Annotated in this window: 16 protein-coding genes; 6 read left to right on the top strand and 10 right to left on the bottom strand. The window is 63.2% G+C overall.

Annotated features, from left to right (window positions below):
* Nucleotides 1-3: 3 nt before the first annotated feature.
* Both G520_RS0111700 and G520_RS0111695 read left to right on the top strand, forming a co-directional pair.
* Nucleotides 4-1473 carry a DEAD/DEAH box helicase gene (locus G520_RS0111700; RefSeq protein WP_028535829.1) on the top strand — a complete coding sequence of 490 codons (1470 nt, stop codon included), beginning with the start codon at nt 4-6 and terminating at the stop codon, nt 1471-1473.
* On the top strand, nt 1470-2459 hold the full coding sequence (locus tag G520_RS0111695; RefSeq protein ID WP_028535828.1) for a serine/threonine protein kinase: 990 nt from the start codon (nt 1470-1472) through the stop codon (nt 2457-2459). Before G520_RS0111700 ends, G520_RS0111695 begins: the two co-directional genes overlap by 4 nt.
* A gap of 110 nt (nt 2460-2569) precedes the next feature.
* Here the strand turns inward: G520_RS0111695 and G520_RS0111690 are convergent, their stop codons facing one another.
* On the bottom strand, nt 2570-4585 hold the full coding sequence (locus G520_RS0111690; protein WP_028535827.1) for a M13 family metallopeptidase: 2016 nt from the start codon (nt 4583-4585) through the stop codon (nt 2570-2572).
* Nucleotides 4586-4862: 277 nt separating this feature from the next.
* Between G520_RS0111690 and G520_RS0111685 the strand changes: the two genes are divergently transcribed.
* On the top strand, nt 4863-5054 hold the full coding sequence (locus G520_RS0111685; RefSeq protein ID WP_028535826.1) for a hypothetical protein: 192 nt from the start codon (nt 4863-4865) through the stop codon (nt 5052-5054).
* 102 nt (nt 5055-5156) lie between these two features.
* On the opposite strand, the gene G520_RS0111680 is transcribed toward G520_RS0111685, so the two are convergent.
* Together G520_RS0111680 and G520_RS0111675 are read right to left on the bottom strand one after the other, a co-directional pair.
* Nucleotides 5157-6452 carry an MFS transporter gene (locus tag G520_RS0111680; RefSeq protein ID WP_051229350.1) on the bottom strand — a complete coding sequence of 432 codons (1296 nt, stop codon included), beginning with the start codon at nt 6450-6452 and terminating at the stop codon, nt 5157-5159.
* Between the two features lie 37 nt (nt 6453-6489).
* Entirely contained in the window at nt 6490-6996 is a 507-nt protein-coding gene (locus tag G520_RS0111675) for a gluconokinase (RefSeq protein ID WP_028535824.1), read from the bottom strand.
* A 177-nt stretch (nt 6997-7173) separates the two neighbouring features.
* On the opposite strand from G520_RS0111675, the gene gntR reads away from it, so the two are divergent.
* On the top strand, nt 7174-8196 hold the full coding sequence (gntR, locus tag G520_RS0111670; protein WP_028535823.1) for an HTH-type transcriptional regulator GntR: 1023 nt from the start codon (nt 7174-7176) through the stop codon (nt 8194-8196).
* Here gntR and G520_RS22560 read toward each other — a convergent pair.
* The gene (locus G520_RS22560) at nt 8168-9055 is read right to left on the bottom strand and encodes an EamA family transporter (RefSeq protein ID WP_051229349.1); all 888 of its coding nucleotides are present in this window, start codon (nt 9053-9055) and stop codon (nt 8168-8170) included. The two genes, gntR and G520_RS22560, sit on opposite strands and share 29 nt — an antisense overlap.
* Before the next feature lie 228 nt (nt 9056-9283).
* Here G520_RS22560 and G520_RS0111660 point away from each other — a divergent pair, with 228 nt between their 5' ends.
* On the top strand, nt 9284-10903 hold the full coding sequence (locus G520_RS0111660; RefSeq protein WP_028535822.1) for a methyl-accepting chemotaxis protein: 1620 nt from the start codon (nt 9284-9286) through the stop codon (nt 10901-10903).
* On the opposite strand, the gene G520_RS0111655 is transcribed toward G520_RS0111660, so the two are convergent.
* The 6 genes from G520_RS0111655 to G520_RS0111630 all read right to left on the bottom strand — a co-directional run bounded on the left by G520_RS0111655 (nt 10888) and on the right by G520_RS0111630 (nt 17521).
* Complete coding sequence (locus tag G520_RS0111655) at nt 10888-11703, bottom strand: metal ABC transporter permease (RefSeq protein WP_028535821.1); 816 nt, start codon at nt 11701-11703, stop codon at nt 10888-10890. The genes G520_RS0111660 and G520_RS0111655 overlap by 16 nt on opposite strands.
* Entirely contained in the window at nt 11696-12481 is a 786-nt protein-coding gene (locus tag G520_RS22555; protein ID WP_051229347.1) for a metal ABC transporter ATP-binding protein, read from the bottom strand. The genes G520_RS0111655 and G520_RS22555 overlap by 8 nt, the downstream gene beginning before the upstream one ends.
* A complete protein-coding gene (locus G520_RS0111645; RefSeq protein ID WP_028535820.1) occupies nt 12478-13350 on the bottom strand; it encodes a metal ABC transporter solute-binding protein, Zn/Mn family in 873 nt (290 codons plus the stop codon). The genes G520_RS22555 and G520_RS0111645 overlap by 4 nt, the downstream gene beginning before the upstream one ends.
* A 105-nt stretch (nt 13351-13455) precedes the next feature.
* Nucleotides 13456-14202, bottom strand: a complete 747-nt coding sequence (locus G520_RS0111640; protein WP_028535819.1) for a DeoR/GlpR family DNA-binding transcription regulator — start codon at nt 14200-14202, stop codon at nt 13456-13458.
* A 174-nt stretch (nt 14203-14376) separates the two neighbouring features.
* The gene (alaC, locus tag G520_RS0111635; protein WP_028535818.1) at nt 14377-15606 is read right to left on the bottom strand and encodes an alanine transaminase; all 1230 of its coding nucleotides are present in this window, start codon (nt 15604-15606) and stop codon (nt 14377-14379) included.
* A gap of 184 nt (nt 15607-15790) precedes the next feature.
* Nucleotides 15791-17521, bottom strand: a complete 1731-nt coding sequence (locus tag G520_RS0111630; RefSeq protein WP_051229346.1) for an NAD-dependent malic enzyme — start codon at nt 17519-17521, stop codon at nt 15791-15793.
* A gap of 515 nt (nt 17522-18036) precedes the next feature.
* On the opposite strand from G520_RS0111630, the gene G520_RS22550 reads away from it, so the two are divergent.
* A partial coding sequence (locus tag G520_RS22550; protein WP_036666152.1) for a lyase family protein occupies nt 18037-18457 on the top strand: 421 nt, incomplete at its 3' end.

Here is an 18457-nt window from a genome sequence, read left to right as displayed (position 1 = left end):
AACATGTCATTTGCCGAGCTCGGCCTGTCGCCGGAGATTCTCCGTGCCATCGACGAGCAGGGGTATACCGAACCTACCCCTATCCAGGCCAAGGCGATTCCGTTGGTACTGTCGGGCCGCGACCTTTTGGCCGCCGCGCAGACCGGTACCGGCAAGACCGCCGCCTTCATGCTCCCCATCCTCGAGCGCCTGAAAAAATACGCGAACTCCAGCGCCTCGCCGGCCATGCACCCGGTACGGGCCCTGATCCTGTCGCCCACGCGCGAGCTGGCCGATCAGATCGGCGCCAATGCCGTGGCCTATACCCGCTATCTGCCGCTGCGCTGCACCACGGTGTACGGCGGGATCAATATGGACCCGCAAACGGCGGAATTGCGCCGGGGCGTCGAAATACTGATTGCAACGCCGGGCCGCCTGCTCGATCACATCGGGCAGAAGACCGTACAGCTGAACAAGGTCGACGTGCTGGTGCTGGACGAAGGCGACCGCATGCTGGATATGGGTTTTATCCAGGACATCCGGAAGATCATGGCACTGTTGCCGCGCCAGCGGCAGACCTTGCTGTTCTCCGCCACCTTCGCCGGAGAAATCCGGCGGCTGGCCGAAGATTTCATGCGTGATCCGGAGACCGTCGAAGTGGCGCGCCAGAACCAGACCAGCGAACAAGTCGAACAGCTGGTGTTTGCCACCGATTCCGGTCGTAAGCGCCAGTTGTTGTCGCACTTGATCCGCAGTCGCGGCATGAGCCAGGTCATCGTGTTCTGCAAGACCAAGCTCAGCGCCGACCAGCTGTCGCGCGATCTGAAGCGCGACGGGCACGCGGCCGAGGCTATCCACGGCGACAAGGCGCAGGGCGCACGCCTGGAGACGCTGAACGCGTTCAAGAGCGGCATCATCAAGGTGCTGGTCGCTACCGATGTTGCGGCGCGCGGCCTGGACATCAACGAGCTGCCCTACGTCGTCAACTTCGAAATGCCGAACGCGCCGGAAGACTATGTGCACCGTATCGGCCGTACCGGTCGTGCCGGCGCGTCCGGGGTGGCTATTTCCCTGATGTCTCAGGACGAGACGCGTCAGCACGAAGCGATCGAAAGGCTGACACGGCAAAAACTCAAGCCGCAGGTCGAAGAGGGTTTCTGGCCCTCCTGGATGGAGCGCCCGGCTGGAATGGCCGAGCCGGTACCGGCTGCGCCGGTGCGCGCCTCCGCACCTGAACGCGTGCGCAATGACACGGGGCGCTCCGCTTCTGCGCGCAACGGCGACTGGCCGCGAAACACGACCCCGCGCGAGCGCGCGCCCGAGCGCGAACGCGTCGATCGCGACCGCGGTCCTGAGCGCGAACAACCCGATTCGCCGCGCAGCGAAGGCTTCAAACAGGCCAACCCCGTGCGCCGTCATGGCAAACGCCAGCGCGAAGTGCCGGCGCTGCTCTTGCCTCCGCGTTACAAGGTCGAGATCGTCGGTCGCGGATGACGAGCGAGACGCTGCCGCCGTTCGCCGGTCTGACGCCGGATGCTTTGCTCGATGCACTGGAGAGCACGGGCGTGTCGTGCGACGGCAGGTTGCAGGCGCTCAATAGCTACGAGAACAGGGTCTACCAGATCGGGCTGAACGACGGCGCCTCGGTGGTGGCCAAGTTCTATCGGCCCGAGCGCTGGAGCGACGAGCAGATTCTGGAGGAGCACGCTTTTGTGGCCGAGCTGGCCACGCGAGAGATCCCGGTTGTCGCTGCGATGGTGCTGGACGGCAAGACGCTGCATCATGCCGGCGGCTTCCGTTTCTCGCTGTTTCCGCGCCGTGGCGGACGCATGCCCGAACTCGATGCCCCCGATGTCCTGACCTGGCTCGGTCGCTTTCTCGGCCGGATTCACGCGGTCGGCGCGATCGAACCCTACCATTTGCGCCCGACCCTGACCCCCGACAGTTTCGGTCGGCAGTCGCTCGATTTCGTTCTCGGCCACGATTTCATTCCGCCCGAATTGCACGAAGTCTATCGCGGCGTCGCCGAGCAGGCCCTGCTCGGGGTCGCGCGGTGCTTCGAACGGGCGGGGGCGGTCGCGAACCTGCGCCTGCATGGCGATTGTCACACCAGCAATATCCTGTGGACAGATGCCGGACCGCATTTCGTCGATTTCGACGACAGCCGCATGGGACCGGCCGTCCAGGACCTGTGGATGCTGCTGTCGGGAGAGCGTGCGGAGCAGAGCGCGCAGCTCGCCGATCTGCTGGCCGGTTACGAAGATTTTTGCGAATTCGACACCCGCGAGCTGTATCTGATCGAAGCGTTGCGCACGCTGCGGCTCATGCACTACAGCGCGTGGCTGGCCCGGCGCTGGCATGACCCGGCTTTTCCCGTGGCCTTCCCCTGGTTTGGTTTGCAGCGTTACTGGCAAGACCGCATCCTCGAGCTGCGCGAACAGATCGCGCTGATGGACGAAGCGCCGTTGTGGCCGGTCTAGTCCGAACCCGGGCGGCTCGCGCCACCCGGGGTGTTCCTTTCCCTGCCCCATTTTCCACGCGCCAACTCTTCGCGTCGGCGTGGCCGTCACGCGGGAGGGCGCGCTTGCCTCTACCACAAGCGGATGCGCTCCTCTGACGGACGGTACAGCTTGTCGCCGGGTTTCAGATCGAAGGCGCTATAGAAGGCGTCGCTGTTGACGACCGCACCGTTGACCCGGTAGCGCGCGGGACTGTGCGGGTCGCGCACCAGCATCTGCAGCAGAGCCGCGTCGCGAACTTTGTATCGCCATAGCTGTGCGAAACCGATGAAGAAGCGCTGCTCACCGCTCAAGTTGGCGAGACGCGGCGCCGGTGTGCCCTCCAGCGAGCGCTGATAGGCTTTGTAGGCGATCTGCAGGCCGGCGTTGTCGGCGATATTTTCGCCCAGCGTCAGTTCGCCGTTGATGGTTTTGCCCGGCAGCGGTTGATAGGCGGCATACTGTGCCACCATGCGCTGCGTCAAGGCCTTGAAACGCGCCCGGTCGACGTCGTTCCACCAGTCGTGCAAATTTCCCTGGCCGTCGAACTGGCTGCCCTCGTCGTCGAAGCCGTGGCTGATCTCGTGGCCGATGACGCTGCCAATCGCGCCGTAGTTGACGGCATCGTCGGCGTCGCGGTTGAAGAACGGCGGCTGCAGTATGGCGGCGGGAAATACGATTTCATTGCGCTGGGCATTGTAGTAGGCGTTGACGGTCTGCGGCGTCATATCCCATTCTTCGCGGTCCACCGGCCCGTTCAACCGGGCGAGACGATACAGGTAGTCGAAGCGGGCTGCACGCTCGACGTTGCCGTAGAGGTCCCCGGCTTTTATCTCGAGTGCACTGTAATCGCGCCATTTGTCAGGGTAGCCGATCTTGATGCTGTAACGCGCGAGTTTGGCCTGGGCCTGCACTTTGGTCTGCTCTGTCATCCAGTCGAGTTGGGCGATGCTGTCCCGGTATGCCTCCAGCAGTCGGGACACGAGTTTTTGCATGCGTTCCTTGTCCGCTGCCGGGAAGTAGCGTGCGACATAAAGTTTGCCCACCGCCTCGCCCATGGCCGCATTGACGATCGCGACCCCGCGTTTCCAACGCGCTACCTGGGACTGCGTGCCGTTGAGCGCCGTCTGGTGAAAGGCAAAATGTGCGTCGCAGAAGGCGTGCGTCAGCAAGGGCGCGGCGCGATCCAGGCGGCGCAGGGTCAGGTAGTCTCGCCAGACATCGAGGGGGACCGTGGCGAGCAGGGTGGAGAGGTTGGCCACATAATCGGGCTGCGCTATCGTGAAGCGCGTCGCCGCATTCAATCTGGCGCCCTGCAGGTAGCGTCCCCAGTCTATGCCGGGAAAACGGCTCGCCAATTCGTCGCGTGTCAGCGGATTGTAGGTCTTGCGCGGGTCGCGGTTGGCGGCCCGGCTCCACTGGGCGGCGGCGATGCGCGTCTCCAGCGCCGCGACGGCATCGGCGCGAGGTTCCGCAGCGCTTTCGCCGGCCAGAGTCAGCAGCCGGGCGAGATAGAGGCGGTAGGCGGCGCGTATCGATTTGAAACGCGCGTCGCCATCGAGATAGTAGTCGCGGTCCGGCATGCCGAGACCGCCCTGGGCTAAATTCGGAAGGTAGTGTGTCGAGTCGCCGGGGTCCTGGTCGATGTTGACGTTCAGCGCGAGGTTTTCCCCTTCGATCTGGGCCGCGCCAAGATACGAGGCGAGATCGGCTTGCGTGGCGATCGCACGGATGCGCGCGAGCGACGGCGCCAACGGTTCAAGCCCCCGTTTCTCCAAGAGTGCCTCGTCCATGTAGCTGTGGTACAAGGCGCCGATCTTGGCATTGTCAGTGCCTGCGGCCGGATTCGCTGCCGCGCTTTCGATCAGGGCGCGGCTGCGTTCTTCGCTTCGATCGCGCAACTCGATGAACGTGCCGTAGCCGGCTTTGTCGGGCGGGATCGCGGTGGTCTTCAGCCATTGCCCGTTGACTGCGGAGAACATGTCGTCCTGCAGCCGAACGCTGTGGTCGAAATGCGAGAAGTCGATACCCGTCTGGGGCTGGGCCAGAGCCTGCTGGCCGCCCAGAAGCATGATGCTCAGTGCGCAGACTATCCGCTTGCTTCTCATCGGTACTCCTTATGCAGGGTGGAATGGAAAACGGCGGTCTTGCCGTAGCGGGAGTATGTGGCGTTGACTCACGGTGGCGGATAATGGTTCCTTGCCCGTCCGGACAGGTGCCGTGGCGCAAGTGGTCGTATTTCGCTGTCGCAAATGTTAAACAAAGTAAAAAATAGAAAAATACGGCAAAGCACGAATAAATGTTGCTACCATCAGTTGATGATAAAAGTGTAATGCATGCAGAATGCCCGACTAGAATTCAATATCGATCGCAAGGAGTGGAACAATGGCTATTTCTTCTGTCTCGAACGGGACCCCGATCTACAAGCCCGCTGGCAGCAAACCTGCACAGGGCCAGCAGCCTGCGCAAGCGACTCCCACCCCCGCTCCGCCCATTCAGATGCAAGTGCCGCCGCCGTCGCCGACCACGAACCCCGAGGGGCAACCCGTCGGTCAGGTGATCAATACCAGCGCCTGATTCTTCGCGGGGCTATTCCTGCGCCGATAGAGTCGATACAGCAACGCCCGCCGTCATGGTACGCCATGATGGCGGGCGTTGCCTTGTCCGGTGGTCGACGCCTCAGTCGCGGCGCGGGTCCGGAATCGGTTCTATGCGTCCGAGCAGCACGACAAAGGCAAAGATGCCGAGTAGCAGCACCACACCGGCGACCGCGAAGGCGGCGGTGAACGATTGTGTGGCGCCGACGATATAGCCGGTGATGATGGGGGCGGCGACGCCCATCATATTGTTGGCGAAGTTCATGATGCCGCCGACGGTGCCGGTGGCACCGGTGGGGGCGATCAGCGAAGGCAGCGACCAGCCGACAGGCGCGGCCGAGGCCAGCCCCGCCAGCGCCAGCGAAATCCAGCCTATGGCCCAATAGGGGTCGTTCGTGTAAACCGCACCGAATACCGCAAGCCCGAACAGCATGCCGGTGACCAGAACCGACTTGCGCACCTTGGTCTCATCCAGCCCGCGCTTGAGAAGGAAATCGATCAGCCAGCCGCCGACAAGCAAGTCCGCGGCGGTGGCGCAGGCCCAGGGAATGGCGGCGAAACCGGCCGATTTAAGTATGCTCATATGCATGCTCTGGACCAGATAGCCGGGCAGCCAGGTGAGAAACAGATAGAACGAGTATCCATAGGCGGCGAAGCCGATGGTCAGTCCCCATATTTTGCGGTTTTTCAGCAAATAACCCAGCGTATTCATCGAGCCGGCCTGGCTGGCCCCTTCAGGCGTCGCGCCGCCGGCCTTGATGTAATCGTATTCGATCTTGCTCAGCCGCGGGTGGACACTGGGGTCGCGATAGAATAGGCAGAATGCGATGAAGTAGGCCAGACTCAGGCCCGCGGTGATGCCGAAGCCCCAGCGCCAGCCGAAGGTGACGACGGCGAAGGCGACCAGCGGTACGCCGATGACACTGGAGAACTTGGCGGCGGCGTCGAACAAGGCTGTTGCCATTGCCCGCTCCTGACGCGGGAACCAGTAGCCGGTCGCCTTGGAGCTGGCGGGGAATCCGGGAGCTTCGGCCACGCCCAGCAAGGCACGCGCCGCGAAGATGCCGCCGAACCCACCGGCCAGCGCGGTGATGCCGGATGCCAGAGCCCACAGTAGCGCCCCCCAGCGCCCGATGCGGGTTACGCCCAGCTTGTCGAGGATCATCCCAATCGGAATCTGCAGCAGGGCATAGGTCCAGAAGAAGGCGCTGAACAGCAGTCCGAGTTGGCCATTGCTTAGATGAAATGTCGACTGCAGCTGCGGTGCGGCGACCGAGACGCTGATGCGGTCGAGATAGTTGATCAGGACGCCGACGCCCAGCAAGGCGCCGATGCCCCAGCGTAGACGCGGAATGCGTCCACCGAGTCCGGTATTCATTTTTCTCTCCTTGTACTGCGGTGTAGACCGGGTGTGATTACATCTCGCCCAGCCGTGCGGTGAGGGTGGCAAGCATGATGTCCGGCGGCGGATCGATATCGCAGGTGATGCTGCGCTCGTCTGCTTCGGGCGTTTCGAGATCGGCGAACTGGCTGTCGATCAGGGCCACAGGCATGAAATGACCCTGGCGCGCCCCCATGCGCGCGCTGATTTGCGCATGACTCCCCCGCAGGTAGACAAACACCAGTCCAGGATCGCCACGGCGCAGAATGTCCCGGTACTTCCGCTTGAGCGCGGAACAGGACAGAACGATGCCCCGGTCTTCCTCACGTGCGTGTCCGATCTCGGCGGCGAGTATTTCCAGCCAGCCCTGGCGGTCGGCATCGGTCAGTGGAATCGCCGCGCTCATCTTGTCCAGATTGGAGCGGGGATGAAAGGCATCCCCCTCGATGAAACGGCACGATAGTGCGGCGGCCAGGCGCGAGCCGATTTCGCTCTTGCCACAGCCGCAGACGCCCATAACGACGATACGGATTTTTTTCATATGTTAGCGCTACCATTCATTGGCAGAGATCTGCCCCCGTTATCTTCACACGATAGTGAAGCCTGATGGATGTTAGCGCTAACATTGCCGAGGGTAAAGGCAAAATCGCGCTTCCCCCTTTGCCATGCCGGCGCAGCGGTCGTATCAAAGCGGGCAGGGGTCATTTAGAATGGACCCATGTCAGACCGTAAATCTCGCTCCAGTGCTACCGGGCAGGTGACCCTGCAGGATGTGGCGCTGCATCTGGGCATCAGTGCCATCACCGTGTCCCGCGCCTTGAAGACGCCGCAGCGCGTGTCGGAAACGTTGCGCGCACGCATCATGTCTGCGGTGACCGAGCTCGGCTATCGGCCCAATCATGCGGCGCGGTCGCTGGCCTCGGCCCGTTCCGATAGCGTGCTGGTCCTGGTGCCGTCGCTATCCAATGAAGTTTTCGTCGATACGCTCAGCGGCATCCATGAGGTGCTGATTCCACGCGGGTATCAGGCCTTGATCGGCAATACCCATTATTCACCGCAGGAGGAGGAGAAGCAGCTGGGCGTGTTTCTCGGGCATAACCCGGACGGCATCCTTCTGACCGGGCTGGACCACACGCCGCGCGTGCGGCAGTGGCTGGCCGATTGCGGGGTGCCGGTGGTGTACATGATGGAAATCGACGATGCGCGCGACAGCCGCTGCGTCGGTTTGTCGCAGTTCGATGCCGGCCAGGTCATTACCCGCTATCTGGTCGGCAAGGGCTACCGCCGCATCGCCTATGTCGCTGCACAAGTCGACCCGCGTACGCTCAAGCGCGCGGAAGGGTATCGCGCCGCTTTGCGCGAGGCCGGATGCTATGAGGCGGGTCGTGAAATATGGGTGCCGACGCCGTCGTCCATCGGACTGGGTGCAAGCCTGCTTGACCGTCTGCTCAAGGAACAACCCGATTGCGATGCGGTGTTTTGTTGCAATGACGATCTGGCGCAGGGCATGCTGTTCCAGTGCCAGCGGCGCAAGGTAGCCGTACCGGGGCAACTGGCGATCTGCGGTTTCAACGACTTGGCCGCTTCGGCCTGGACCAACCCCCCCATCACCACTATTGCCACGCCGCGTTACGCCATCGGACGCGAAGCCGCGCAGATGCTGCTATCCGCCATCGACGGCGATATGCCGCCGGCGAAACTGGACCTCGGCTTCAGCCTGGTTGAGCGTTTGAGCGCCTGAGGCCGTGGCCGGCGCGCCGCAGGGTCAATCCGGCGGCCGCTCCTAGCACCAGAGCGCCGCCGACGACGATCTGCCAGCTCAGCGACTCGCCGAGAAAACGGATTCCCAGCGTCACCGTCACCAGAGGCTCGACGGTCGAGAGCATGGCCGACCGCGTCGGCCCGAGACGGGCGAGGCCCGCAAAGAAAGTCGTCATGGCGATCGATGTTCCCAGCAGCGATACGGCGCCGACCGCACCCCAGGCTTGCAAGGTCGCAGGGAAGTGCGGGTGCTGCCACAGTGCGAGCGCGACCGTGACGAGGGTTCCGCCTGCGACGACGACCAGGGCCGCGCCAAGCGGATCGCTGCCGCGGCCGAAGCGATTGCCGAGCAGGATGTAGATCGAATAGATCAAGGCGTCGAGCAGCGCCAGTCCCACGCCCGGCAGGCTGCCTTCGAGTCCGTTGGCCAGCAACAGGACCAGGCCGAGGGAACTGAGTCCGAGAGCAGTCCATTGCGCCCGTTCCAAGCGCTCGATGCGCAGGAGTGCCGCCAGCACGCCAACCAGCAGCGGATAGGTATACAGCAGCAGGGCGACCAGTCCCGAGCTGGCGAAATGCAGGGCGCTGAAATAACACCACGCCATCGCGGCGAACAGCACCCCCATTCCGGCATAGGCGAGCAGTGCCGTGCCACGCGGAATGCGGTGCCGACCGAGGCGGGCGATCAGCGCGAGCAGCGGCAGCGACAAGGCGAAGCGCAGGGCGAGCAGGGTGGCGGTGTCGACGCCGGCGGCATAGGCCGTACGAGCGAACAAGGCCATGCTGCCGAAGCTGCAGGCGGATAACAGAATCAGCGCGATTCCGCTCAACGACATCATGGCACGCACTTTCAGATCAAAAAAACAGTGTAAGTGGATTTCCCCCTCCCGTCATTTCCACGTCACCCGAGTTGGCCATCATTGGTGCAGCCGAAATCAATATCGGCTGGACTGAATTTTGCCTGCGAATGCAGGAAACGGCGTTGCCTGTACGGCAGCGGCATTGGGGTGCCCGTACGGATGCATCGATATCCGCGGGTGGCTATTTCGGCAGCATTGGGGATGAGGATGATGACAATTTCAAGACGCTTGGCGCTGACGCTGATAATTGCGATGGCGGCTTTGATCGGTGTAGGGGGGTCTGGCTTGTGGCAATTGAATGCGGCGCAGTCGCGTTTCGATTACGTGCAGGGTGATGCCGTTCCGAGTCTGGCCGCGCTGAAGCAAGCGACAGATGCATACGCTGATGCCAGAGTGCTGATATTCAGGCATATCCTGTTTACTGACGATGCGAAACGCAAGCAACTGGAAGCGCAGTCCGAGGCGACATTTCAGCGTTTCGACGCGGCTTTGGCCCGTTATGAAAGTCGCGGTTTGCGCGGAGCCGAGGAGGAGCGGGCACTGGCCGCCGACCGCGCGGCGATGGCCGCGTACCGGAGCTTGACCGCGCGCTTGCTGGATCTATCGAGGCGCGGCGATTTCGATGGGGCGCGTGCCATCGTCAGCGGCGAGATGGTCACGGTCAGCGGCGCGGTCAAGCAGGCGCTGGCAGAGCACGAGGCGCTGACGACGCGGCATATCGATTCGATGCGCGAGGAAAACCGGGCTGCCTTCATTCTCGCTCTGTGGGCGATGGGGGGCTGCACTCTGGGCGGGCTGGTTTTCAGCGGCGGATTGGCCACGCACTTGTTCTACCTGATCCGGAGCAGTCTCCACGAACTGCAGCGGACGCTGCGCGAGGTCAGCCAGTCGCTGGATTTCACCACGCGTGCCCCGGTGCGTCGTCAGGACGAGATCGGGGAGACATCCGCCGCATTCAATCAATTGCTCGATATTCTGCAGCGTAGCCTGCGCGCGGTACTGGATGGCGCAGATCAGGTGGCGCTGGCTTCATCCGGTCTGGCGCGAGCCGCGCATCAGGTCTCCACCGCTGCCGAGACCCAGAGTGAAGCCTCGGCGGCGATGGCGGCCACGGTCGAACAGATGACGGTCAGCGTCAATCATGTGGCCGAGCGCGCCGGCGAAACGCAGACGCTGGTCCAGGAGGCTGGGCGGCTCGCGGCCACCGGTTCGGTTACCTTGAGCGAGACGCTGGGCGACATCCGCGAGATATCGGCTGCGGTAACCGCTGCGTCCGGACGGATCGATGCTTTGGACGAGGATAGCGAGCGTGTGACGCGCGTGGTCCAGGTCATTCGCGATGTGGCGGATCAGACCAATCTGCTTGCGCTCAATGCGGCGATCGAGGCGGCGCGAGCGGGCGAAGCCGGGCGCGGCTTCGCCGTGGTGGCCGACGAAGTGCGCAAACTTGCCGAGCGTACGGCCAGTTCGACACAGGAAATCGAGAGCACGCTGGGCACGATGCGTCTGCGCACGCGCGAAGCACGCGAGCAAATGACGGCGGCCACCGCGTGCGTGAGTGTCGGTGTTGGCCGCGCGGATCACGCCGACGGCGCGATCCGGATGATAGGCGAATCGTCCCTGCAGACGGTGTCGCGCGTAAGCGAGATTTCGATGGCGATTTCGGAGCAAGGCAGCGCCAGCAATGCCATCGCTCTGCAAGTGGAGAAAATCGCCCGGATGTCCGAGCAGTCGCGCGCGGCGGCCAATGACACCGCCAGTAATGCGCAGCAGCTTGATCTGCTGGCGCGCGGGCAGATCGCCACCCTGCGTCAGTTTGCCTTGTAAGGCGAGCGCCGCGTCTGGCGGTGTCTCCATGCGGCGGCGGCCAGATAGCCGCCGCAGCTCAGCGCCGTGATCCAGAAGCTGACGGGCCAGTCGCTGCGATAGGCGAGAACGATGCCGCCTACGGTTTCGGCCAGCGCCAGCGCGACGGCAAGCGCCACGCCCCGGCCGAGTTTGCGGGTCAGTTGCTGGGCTGCGGCACCCGGACCGACCATGAGGGCAAAGACCAGCAGCACGCCCACGACCTGGGTGCACAGGGCGGTCGCCAGCGCGACAATGGCGAGAAACAGCATCGATACCAGGCGCAGCGGCAGACCGCGCGCTTCGGCCAGCTCGGGCTGCAGGCTGGCGAAGATCAGCGGGCGCGAGATCATTGCGAGCGCACACAGGCATAGGAGGCTGCTTGCCGCCAGCAGGTAGAGCGTCGTGCCGTCGACCCCGAGAATATTGCCGAAGAGCAGGGCGGTCGCCTGGGTCGCGTAGGCCGTGAAAAAATGCAGAAACAGCATGCCGAATCCCATCGCCAGCGCGAGCACGGCTCCGACGGCGACATCGCTGCCCTTCAGCCTGTCCCCGAGCCAGCCCATGGCGAGCCCGGCCGCGACGGTGACGGCAAACATGCCGGCCAGTGGCGGAGCGCCGAGCAGGGCGGCCCCGGTCGCCCCGGCGAATCCGACGTGGGACAGGGCGTGGCCGGCGAAGGTCTGTTTGCGCAGCACCAGAAAATAACCGCTTGCGCCAGCCAGCAGCGCCACCATCACGCCTGCCAGCAGCGCATGGCGCATGAATTCGTACTCAAGCATGAGCTTGGCCTCCCGCGCCGGGCAGAACGAAAATCCGCTTCTGGACGCGCACGACATCTACATGGGCTCCGTAGAGCCGGGACAGGACGGGCGAGCTGATGACCTCGTCGACCGAACCCAGCTGCGCGTGTCCCGCTGCCAGATACAGGACCTGGTCCATGCTGCCGAGCAGGGGGTTGAGGTCATGCGAGCTGAACAGAACCGTGATGCCGAGTCGCTGCCGTATCGAATCGACCTGTTTGACCACCTGGCGCTGATGCAGGACGTCCAGGCCGGCCAGCGGTTCGTCGAGCAGCAGTAGCTGCGGCTTGCCGAGCAGGGCCTGGGCCAGCAGCAGGCGTTGCCGCTGCCCACCCGACAACTCGCCTAGCGGGCGGGAGGCGAGTTCGACTGCGTCGACGCATTCCAGGGCCGTCTCGATCTCCCGTCTGGCCCGACGTCCTAGCCACGGCCAGCCCCAGCGTTGCCCGTCGCAGCCGCTGGCAACGAAATCGCGTCCGCTCAAATGCGTGCCGATGTTCAGGCTGTGCCGTTGCGGTATATAGGCGACCGCCCCGCGCCCGCGGCGCGCAGGGCGTCCGAGAACCCGGATCTGGCCCCGTAGCGGCGCGACGAGACCCAAAACGGCACGCAGCAGGCTGGTTTTGCCGGCGCCGTTCGGTCCGAGCAGGGCAACGAAGCGTCCGCTTTCAATCTGCAGATTCACGCCGGACAGAATGCGGCGTCCTGCGTAGCCGAGTTCCAGATCGTGAAAGGCGATGGCCGGCGCTGCGCTCATCGCGGCAGCGCGCGGTCGAGCGCGTTCAGTTGCGATAGCATCCAGCCCTGATAGTGCTGACCTGCCGGTGCGGTTTCGGTGACACCGACCACCGGAATATGCGCGGCCAGTGCACGAGTGCGCACTCGGGAGGCGGCCGGATTCGATGCCTGGCTGTTATAGAACAGTACGGCGATGCGGTGTTGCGCCAGATCCTGCTCGAATGCGGCGATGTCGCTGGCGCTGGGTTCGGTGTCATTCATGACCGCTATCTGAAAACGCGGGTTGCGCATGGGGAGCCCGAGGGCTGTCGCCATATAGCCGAACACCGGTTCGGTCGCTGCGACCGGGCGGCCGTGCGCGCGCAGACGCAGCTTTGCGATTTTTGCGTTCAGCGGCGCCAGCGAGGCGAGGAAGTCATCCAGCCTGCGCCGGTAGTCGGCCTTGTTGGCCGGGTCGATGCGGGCGAGTTCTGTTTCGAGCGCACGCGCAACAGCCGGCATGGTGGCAGGGTCGTACCAGAGGTGGGGATTGTCGCCGGTCTTTTTGTGTAACAGCGCGCCGACATTGATGCTGTGGCGTGTTGTGGACGGCGACGCCGCCAGCATTTTTTCCATCCATGGGTCATAGTCTATCCCGTTGTACACAACCAAGTCGGCATGGCTCATTGCGCGCGCGGTCTGCGGGCTGGCTTCGAACAGATGCGGATCCTGGTCGGGATTGTTCAGAATGCTGACAACCTTGACATGCGGGCCGCCGACTTGGGCGACGACATCGCCGTAGAAATTCTCCGCGGCAACGATATTGACCGCGGGGGCGGCGAGGGCCGTGGCTGACAAGGCGAAGCCGGCGACGATGGCGCAACTGCGAAGGCGGAAGAGGGCTGACATTGGAGTGACCTTTTGTTATAACGTAACGAATTGGTGTTATGGTATAACATTCGTAATTGCCTGTCACGTCCCGCCGCAAAACGGAGACGCGACTGGCTGGCGGGCTTACTCGCTTACGCAATCGACCCGCACGCCTTGCTCTTCGAGCAGGGCACGCTGGCTGGCAGGCAGGCTGGCGTCAGTGATGACCCGGCTGACGGCCGACAAAGGGGTCAGCGGATTGGGGTGGATCTGTCCGAATTTGGAGGAGTCGGTAATGATGATATTCTCGACCCCCTTGGCCAGCACCGCATTGACGACGTCGGCACGCATCATGTCACGGCCGGTGAAACCGGTCTCGGGGTGGAAGCCGTCGATGCCGATGAAGGCCTTGCTGAAATGAACCTGCTGGATGCACAGCCGGGTCAGCGGGCCCACTACCGTTTCGCTGTGTTTCTGCAGTTGTCCGCCCAGCAGTATGACCTCGCATGGGGCTTCTTTCAGCAGATGAGCGATGTAGTGGCTGACCGTGATGAGGGTGATGCGCTTGCGCTCGCCCAGATAGCGCGCGAGCAGTGCATTGGTGCTGCCGCTTTCTATGAATATCGTATCGCCGTCGCTGACGAGTGCAGCCGCATACTGCGCGAGCTTCTGTTTGAGACGGAAATTGACCAACATGCGGCTATCGACATCGTCGCTGTCGAGCGCGACGGCGAAACCATGACCGCGTTTGAGGTAGCTGCGCTTTTCCAGGAGTGCCAGATCCTGGCGCACCGTGACTTCGGAGACGCCGGTCATGGAGGCCAACTCGCTCACGCTGGCGCGGCCTTGTTCGTTGATGCGCTGCAGAATGGACTGTTGTCGTTGATTCATCGCCTGCTCATGACAAGGCGGCCCGCAGGCCGCCGTTTATGTATTTTGAAGGTGCCGCGGGAATCCGCCCCCGCCACTCGATGATAGCACCCTGCGCGCCCGGCGATAAGGCGAAACCGGGGGGAGTGGCATTTGCGGGCGATCCCCCGCCCCCTCGGGCGGCGGGGGGCTGGCTCAGGGCTGGATGTCGGCGGGGGTTTCCGGCGCGATGCCATCGGCCTTGAACATGGCCTTGATTCCGCGCACGGCCTGGCGGATGCGGGCTTCGTTCTCGATCAGGGCGAAGCGCACATGATCGTCGCCATGATCGCCGAAGCCGATGCCGGGCGAGACCGAAACTTTGGCGCGGGCCAGCAGTTGGGTGGCGAATTCGAGTGAACCGAGCGTACGATAGGCATCGGGAATGCGCGCCCAGATATACATCGATGCCTTGGGGGTTTCGACCTGCCAGCCTGCATCATGCAGCCCCTTGACCAGTACATCGCGCCGTCGCTGGTACTGGGCGGCGATCTCGCGCACGCACTGCTGATCGCCTTCGAGTGCGGCGATGGCGGCTACCTGCAAGGGCGTGAAGGTGCCGTAGTCGTGATAGCTCTTCATCCGGGTCAGCGCAGCGACCAGGTCGGGGTTGCCGACCATGAAGCCCACGCGCCACCCCGCCATATTGTAGCTTTTTGACAGGGTGAAAAATTCAACAGCAATATCCTTTGCTCCCGGGACTTGCATAATGGATGGTGCTTTCCAGCCATCGAACACGATGTCGGCGTAGGCGAGATCGTGCACGACCAGAATGTCGTGCTTGCGCGCGAGCGCCACCACGCGCTCGAAGAACTCGAGTTCGACGCACTGGGCGGTCGGATTGGACGGAAAGCCGAGGACCATCATCTTGGGCTTGGGATAGCTGCCGCGAATCGCGGATTCCAGTTCGGCGAAAAAATCGACATCGGGTGTCAGCGGCACCGACCGGACATGCGCGCCGGCAATCACGGCGCCATATATGTGAATCGGATAGCTGGGGTCGGGGACGAGTACCGTGTCGCCGCGATCGAGGGTTGCCAGCATCAGGTGCGCGAGGCCTTCTTTCGAGCCTATGGTGACGATGGCTTCGCTGTCGGGGTTGATGTCGACCTGGTAGCGCTCCTTGTACCAGTGGGAGATCGCGCGGCGCAGGCGCGGAATGCCTTTGGACGAGGAGTAGCCATGCGTGTCGTGCCGTTGCGCGACATCGACCAGCTTGGCCACGATATGGTCGGGCGTTGCCCCGTCGGGGTTGCCCATGCTCATATCGATGATGTCTTCGCCGCGGCGGCGGGCGGCGAGTTTCAGTTCGGCGGTGATATTGAACACATAGGGCGGGAGGCGATCGATGCGCGCAAAGCGGCGCTTGCCCACGGGTGTAGACATACAGAATCCTTGACGTTAGCGCCCGGAACCGTCCGAGCGACGTTGGGTCGCGCAGCAGGCGACCCGGGGACATCGTACCGTATCGATCCGCGCGCGGTAAAGGGGGCCGGAATAATGAAAAACGGGCCCGGCTTGTGCCGGACCCGTTGCGCGGGACTCGGGCGGCCGAGGCCGCCGTCGGTGATCAGCGTCCCAGGTGCATCGTCGGGTAGCGCGGTTCCCACACTTTTTCATCGATCCTGGCGGCGATCTCGCACGGGGTAAGATCCTGGATCAGGCCATCGGCCAGAGCCTGCAGACCGACCGACAGTGCGACGGCGCGCGCGGCGCGGCGCAGATCGCTGACCGGCGGCAGCAGATTGGCCTGCGGGTCGAGGCGGGCCGGCGACAGTTGTGCGAGCGCCTTGGCTGCGGCCATGAACAGGGCATCGGTCACGCGGGGGATCTTCAACGCGATGGCGGCCAGACCCACACCCGGGAAGATGTAGGAGTTATTGGTCTGGTCGACCTTGAACGGACGGCCGTTGCGGTCGATCGGCGGGAACGGGCTGCCGGTACCGATGACCACGCGCCCTTCGGTCCACTCGACCAGGTCCTGCGGCCGCGCTTCGCTGTTGGCAGTCGGGTTGGACAGCGGGAAGATCACCGGGTGCTCGGTGTGGCGCGCCATTTCGCGCACGATCTTCTCGCTGAAAGCGCCAGCCTGACCGGATACGCCGATCAGAACCGTCGGATGCGCATTTTTCATCACGTCGAACAGCGAGATCTGGCCGGCCTGTTCAAGCTTCCAGCCGTCGACCGAGCTCGTCTTTTGCACGAAACGGCGCTGGAACGGCTCGAGCTTGTCGAGGTCGGTCGTCCCTTCGATCATCAGGCCGTTGCGACCGACGACGTAGAAGCGGCTGGCCGCTTCGTCCGGGGTCAGCCCGGCTTCGACCATGGAGCTCTGGATCAGCGAAGCGATGCCGCAGCCGGCGGAACCTGCGCCGAGCACCACGACGCGTTGCTCTTTCAAAGGCAGGCCGGTGACGTTGATCGCTGCCAGCAGGGTGCCGGTGGCGACGGCGGCGGTGCCCTGCACGTCATCGTTGAACGAGCACAGCTCGTCGCGATAGCGCTCCAGCAGGCGGCTGGCGTTGTTCTTGGCGAAGTCTTCCCACTGCAGCAGCACGTGCGGCCAGCGTTCTTTCACCGCGTTGACGAACTCGTCGATGAAGGCATCGTATTCTTCGCCGCGGACACGGGCGTGGCGCCAGCCGACATAGAGCGGATCGGCCAGGCGTTCCTGATTGTCGGTACCGACGTCGAGCGTGATCGGCAGCGTGGTGGCCGGGTGCAAACCGCCGCAGCCGCTGTACAGCGCCAGCTTGCCGATCGGGATGCCCATGCCGCCCGCGCCCTGGTCGCCGAGGCCGAGAATGCGTTCGCCGTCGGTCACCACGATGGCTTCGACGTTGTCGAAGCGCGGATTGGACAGAATCTGGCGGATCTGGTCCTTGTGCGGAATGCTGAGGAACAGGCCGCGCGGCTTGCGGTAGAGATGGCTGAAACGCTGACAGCCGGCGCCGACGGTCGGGGTATAGATAACCGGCAGCATTTCTTCAAGGTTGTGCGTCAACAGCGCGAAGAACAGGGTTTCGTTGCTGTCTTGCAACTCGCGCAGCATCACGTAGCGATCGAGGTCGGTCGGCAGCGCGCGCAGCGCTTCCAGCCGGCGCGATACCTGTTCTTCGATCGTCATGACATTGGGGGGCAGCAGGCCGTGCAGGCGGAACTCGTCGCGTTCGGATTCGGTAAAGGCGGTCCCCTTGTTCAGCAAGGGATCGGCCAGCAGGTCCATTTCGGACAGGGCCGTTTCGATCGTGCATACGGTTGCGTGCTTGGGAATAGGAGCCGCGTTGAATTTCGTACCCATTTTTCTCTCCATCCATTCATAACGAGTAAGTGCAAATAAAGGAACGCCTTCTGGCGTCTTTCTATCCATGTGTACCGGCGCTTTCCGCCCGGCATCCCCCCTCTAATAGCAGGAGTCATGCCTGCTGCCATTTTGTTTGCTTCTGTCGCAATGCATTGATTTTAAAGGGTGCAAATCATGGGCGGCGCCGGTCCCGTTCGGATTGTCGTAAACCCATGCCGGCAAGCAGTCGACTTTTCGAATGGCTGTCATCCTCTGCAATGCTGCCAGGCCGGCCCGGCCAGGCCCGGGCGACGGGATGCGTTCGTCTGTCCGAACCGGCGGAAGCGGCCCGGGTCCGGCAAACCGAATCCGCATTCAGTCTTGATTTTGTTTAATTCAATAAAATCAATTGCTTGTGTTTTGTTTCGGCGGCCGGACACCCTGGCACGGCATCTGCTGATAGAGGGGGGGCTGGCGCACCGACGCTCAAGCGGTGCGCCCAACGACACGACCGACACTTCAGGAGCTTGACCATGAGTACTTATCGCATCGAACACGATCTGCTGGGAGATAAAGACGTACCGGACGAAGCCTACTATGGTGTGCATACCCTGCGCGCGCTCGAGAACTTCCCCATCACCGGCAACAGCATCGCCATCTACCCCGACCTGATCAATGCGCTGGCCGCGATCAAACAGGCGGCCGCACTGGCCAATAATCAACTCGGACTCCTCGATGCCCGCAAGGCCGGGGCCATCGTCAAAGCGTGCGAGGAAGTGCGGACAGGAATGTGGCACGAACACTTCGTGGTGGATGTCATCCAGGGCGGGGCCGGCACATCGACCAATATGAATGCCAACGAAGTCATCGCCAACCGGGCACTGGAAATCCTCGGCCACCGCCGCGGCGAGTATGCGCATCTGCACCCGAACGAAGACGTGAATATGTGTCAAT

Source organism: Paludibacterium yongneupense DSM 18731 (assembly GCF_000422925.1).
GTDB lineage: Bacteria > Pseudomonadota > Gammaproteobacteria > Burkholderiales > Chromobacteriaceae > Paludibacterium > Paludibacterium yongneupense.
Note: the sequence above shows the minus strand (reverse complement) of the source record. Positions and strands in the feature narration are given on the sequence as shown.

Excerpts from the sequence above, each read along its gene's own strand:
- G520_RS0111685 (WP_028535826.1), top strand. The coding sequence starts at position 4,863 with ATGGCTATTTCTTCTGTCTCGAACGGGACCCCGATCTACAAGCCCGCT.
- alaC (WP_028535818.1), bottom strand. The coding sequence starts at position 15,606 with ATGTCTACACCCGTGGGCAAGCGCCGCTTTGCGCGCATCGATCGCCTC.
- G520_RS0111660 (WP_028535822.1), top strand. The coding sequence starts at position 9,284 with ATGATGACAATTTCAAGACGCTTGGCGCTGACGCTGATAATTGCGATG.
- G520_RS0111645 (WP_028535820.1), bottom strand. The coding sequence starts at position 13,350 with ATGTCAGCCCTCTTCCGCCTTCGCAGTTGCGCCATCGTCGCCGGCTTC.
- gntR (WP_028535823.1), top strand. The coding sequence starts at position 7,174 with ATGTCAGACCGTAAATCTCGCTCCAGTGCTACCGGGCAGGTGACCCTG.
- G520_RS0111640 (WP_028535819.1), bottom strand. The coding sequence starts at position 14,202 with ATGAATCAACGACAACAGTCCATTCTGCAGCGCATCAACGAACAAGGC.
- G520_RS0111675 (WP_028535824.1), bottom strand. The coding sequence starts at position 6,996 with ATGAAAAAAATCCGTATCGTCGTTATGGGCGTCTGCGGCTGTGGCAAG.
- G520_RS0111655 (WP_028535821.1), bottom strand. The coding sequence starts at position 11,703 with ATGCTTGAGTACGAATTCATGCGCCATGCGCTGCTGGCAGGCGTGATG.
- G520_RS0111630 (WP_051229346.1), bottom strand. The coding sequence starts at position 17,521 with ATGGGTACGAAATTCAACGCGGCTCCTATTCCCAAGCACGCAACCGTA.
- G520_RS0111680 (WP_051229350.1), bottom strand. The coding sequence starts at position 6,452 with ATGAATACCGGACTCGGTGGACGCATTCCGCGTCTACGCTGGGGCATC.
- G520_RS0111700 (WP_028535829.1), top strand. The coding sequence starts at position 4 with ATGTCATTTGCCGAGCTCGGCCTGTCGCCGGAGATTCTCCGTGCCATC.
- G520_RS0111695 (WP_028535828.1), top strand. The coding sequence starts at position 1,470 with ATGACGAGCGAGACGCTGCCGCCGTTCGCCGGTCTGACGCCGGATGCT.
- G520_RS0111690 (WP_028535827.1), bottom strand. The coding sequence starts at position 4,585 with ATGAGAAGCAAGCGGATAGTCTGCGCACTGAGCATCATGCTTCTGGGC.
- G520_RS22560 (WP_051229349.1), bottom strand. The coding sequence starts at position 9,055 with ATGATGTCGTTGAGCGGAATCGCGCTGATTCTGTTATCCGCCTGCAGC.
- G520_RS22555 (WP_051229347.1), bottom strand. The coding sequence starts at position 12,481 with ATGAGCGCAGCGCCGGCCATCGCCTTTCACGATCTGGAACTCGGCTAC.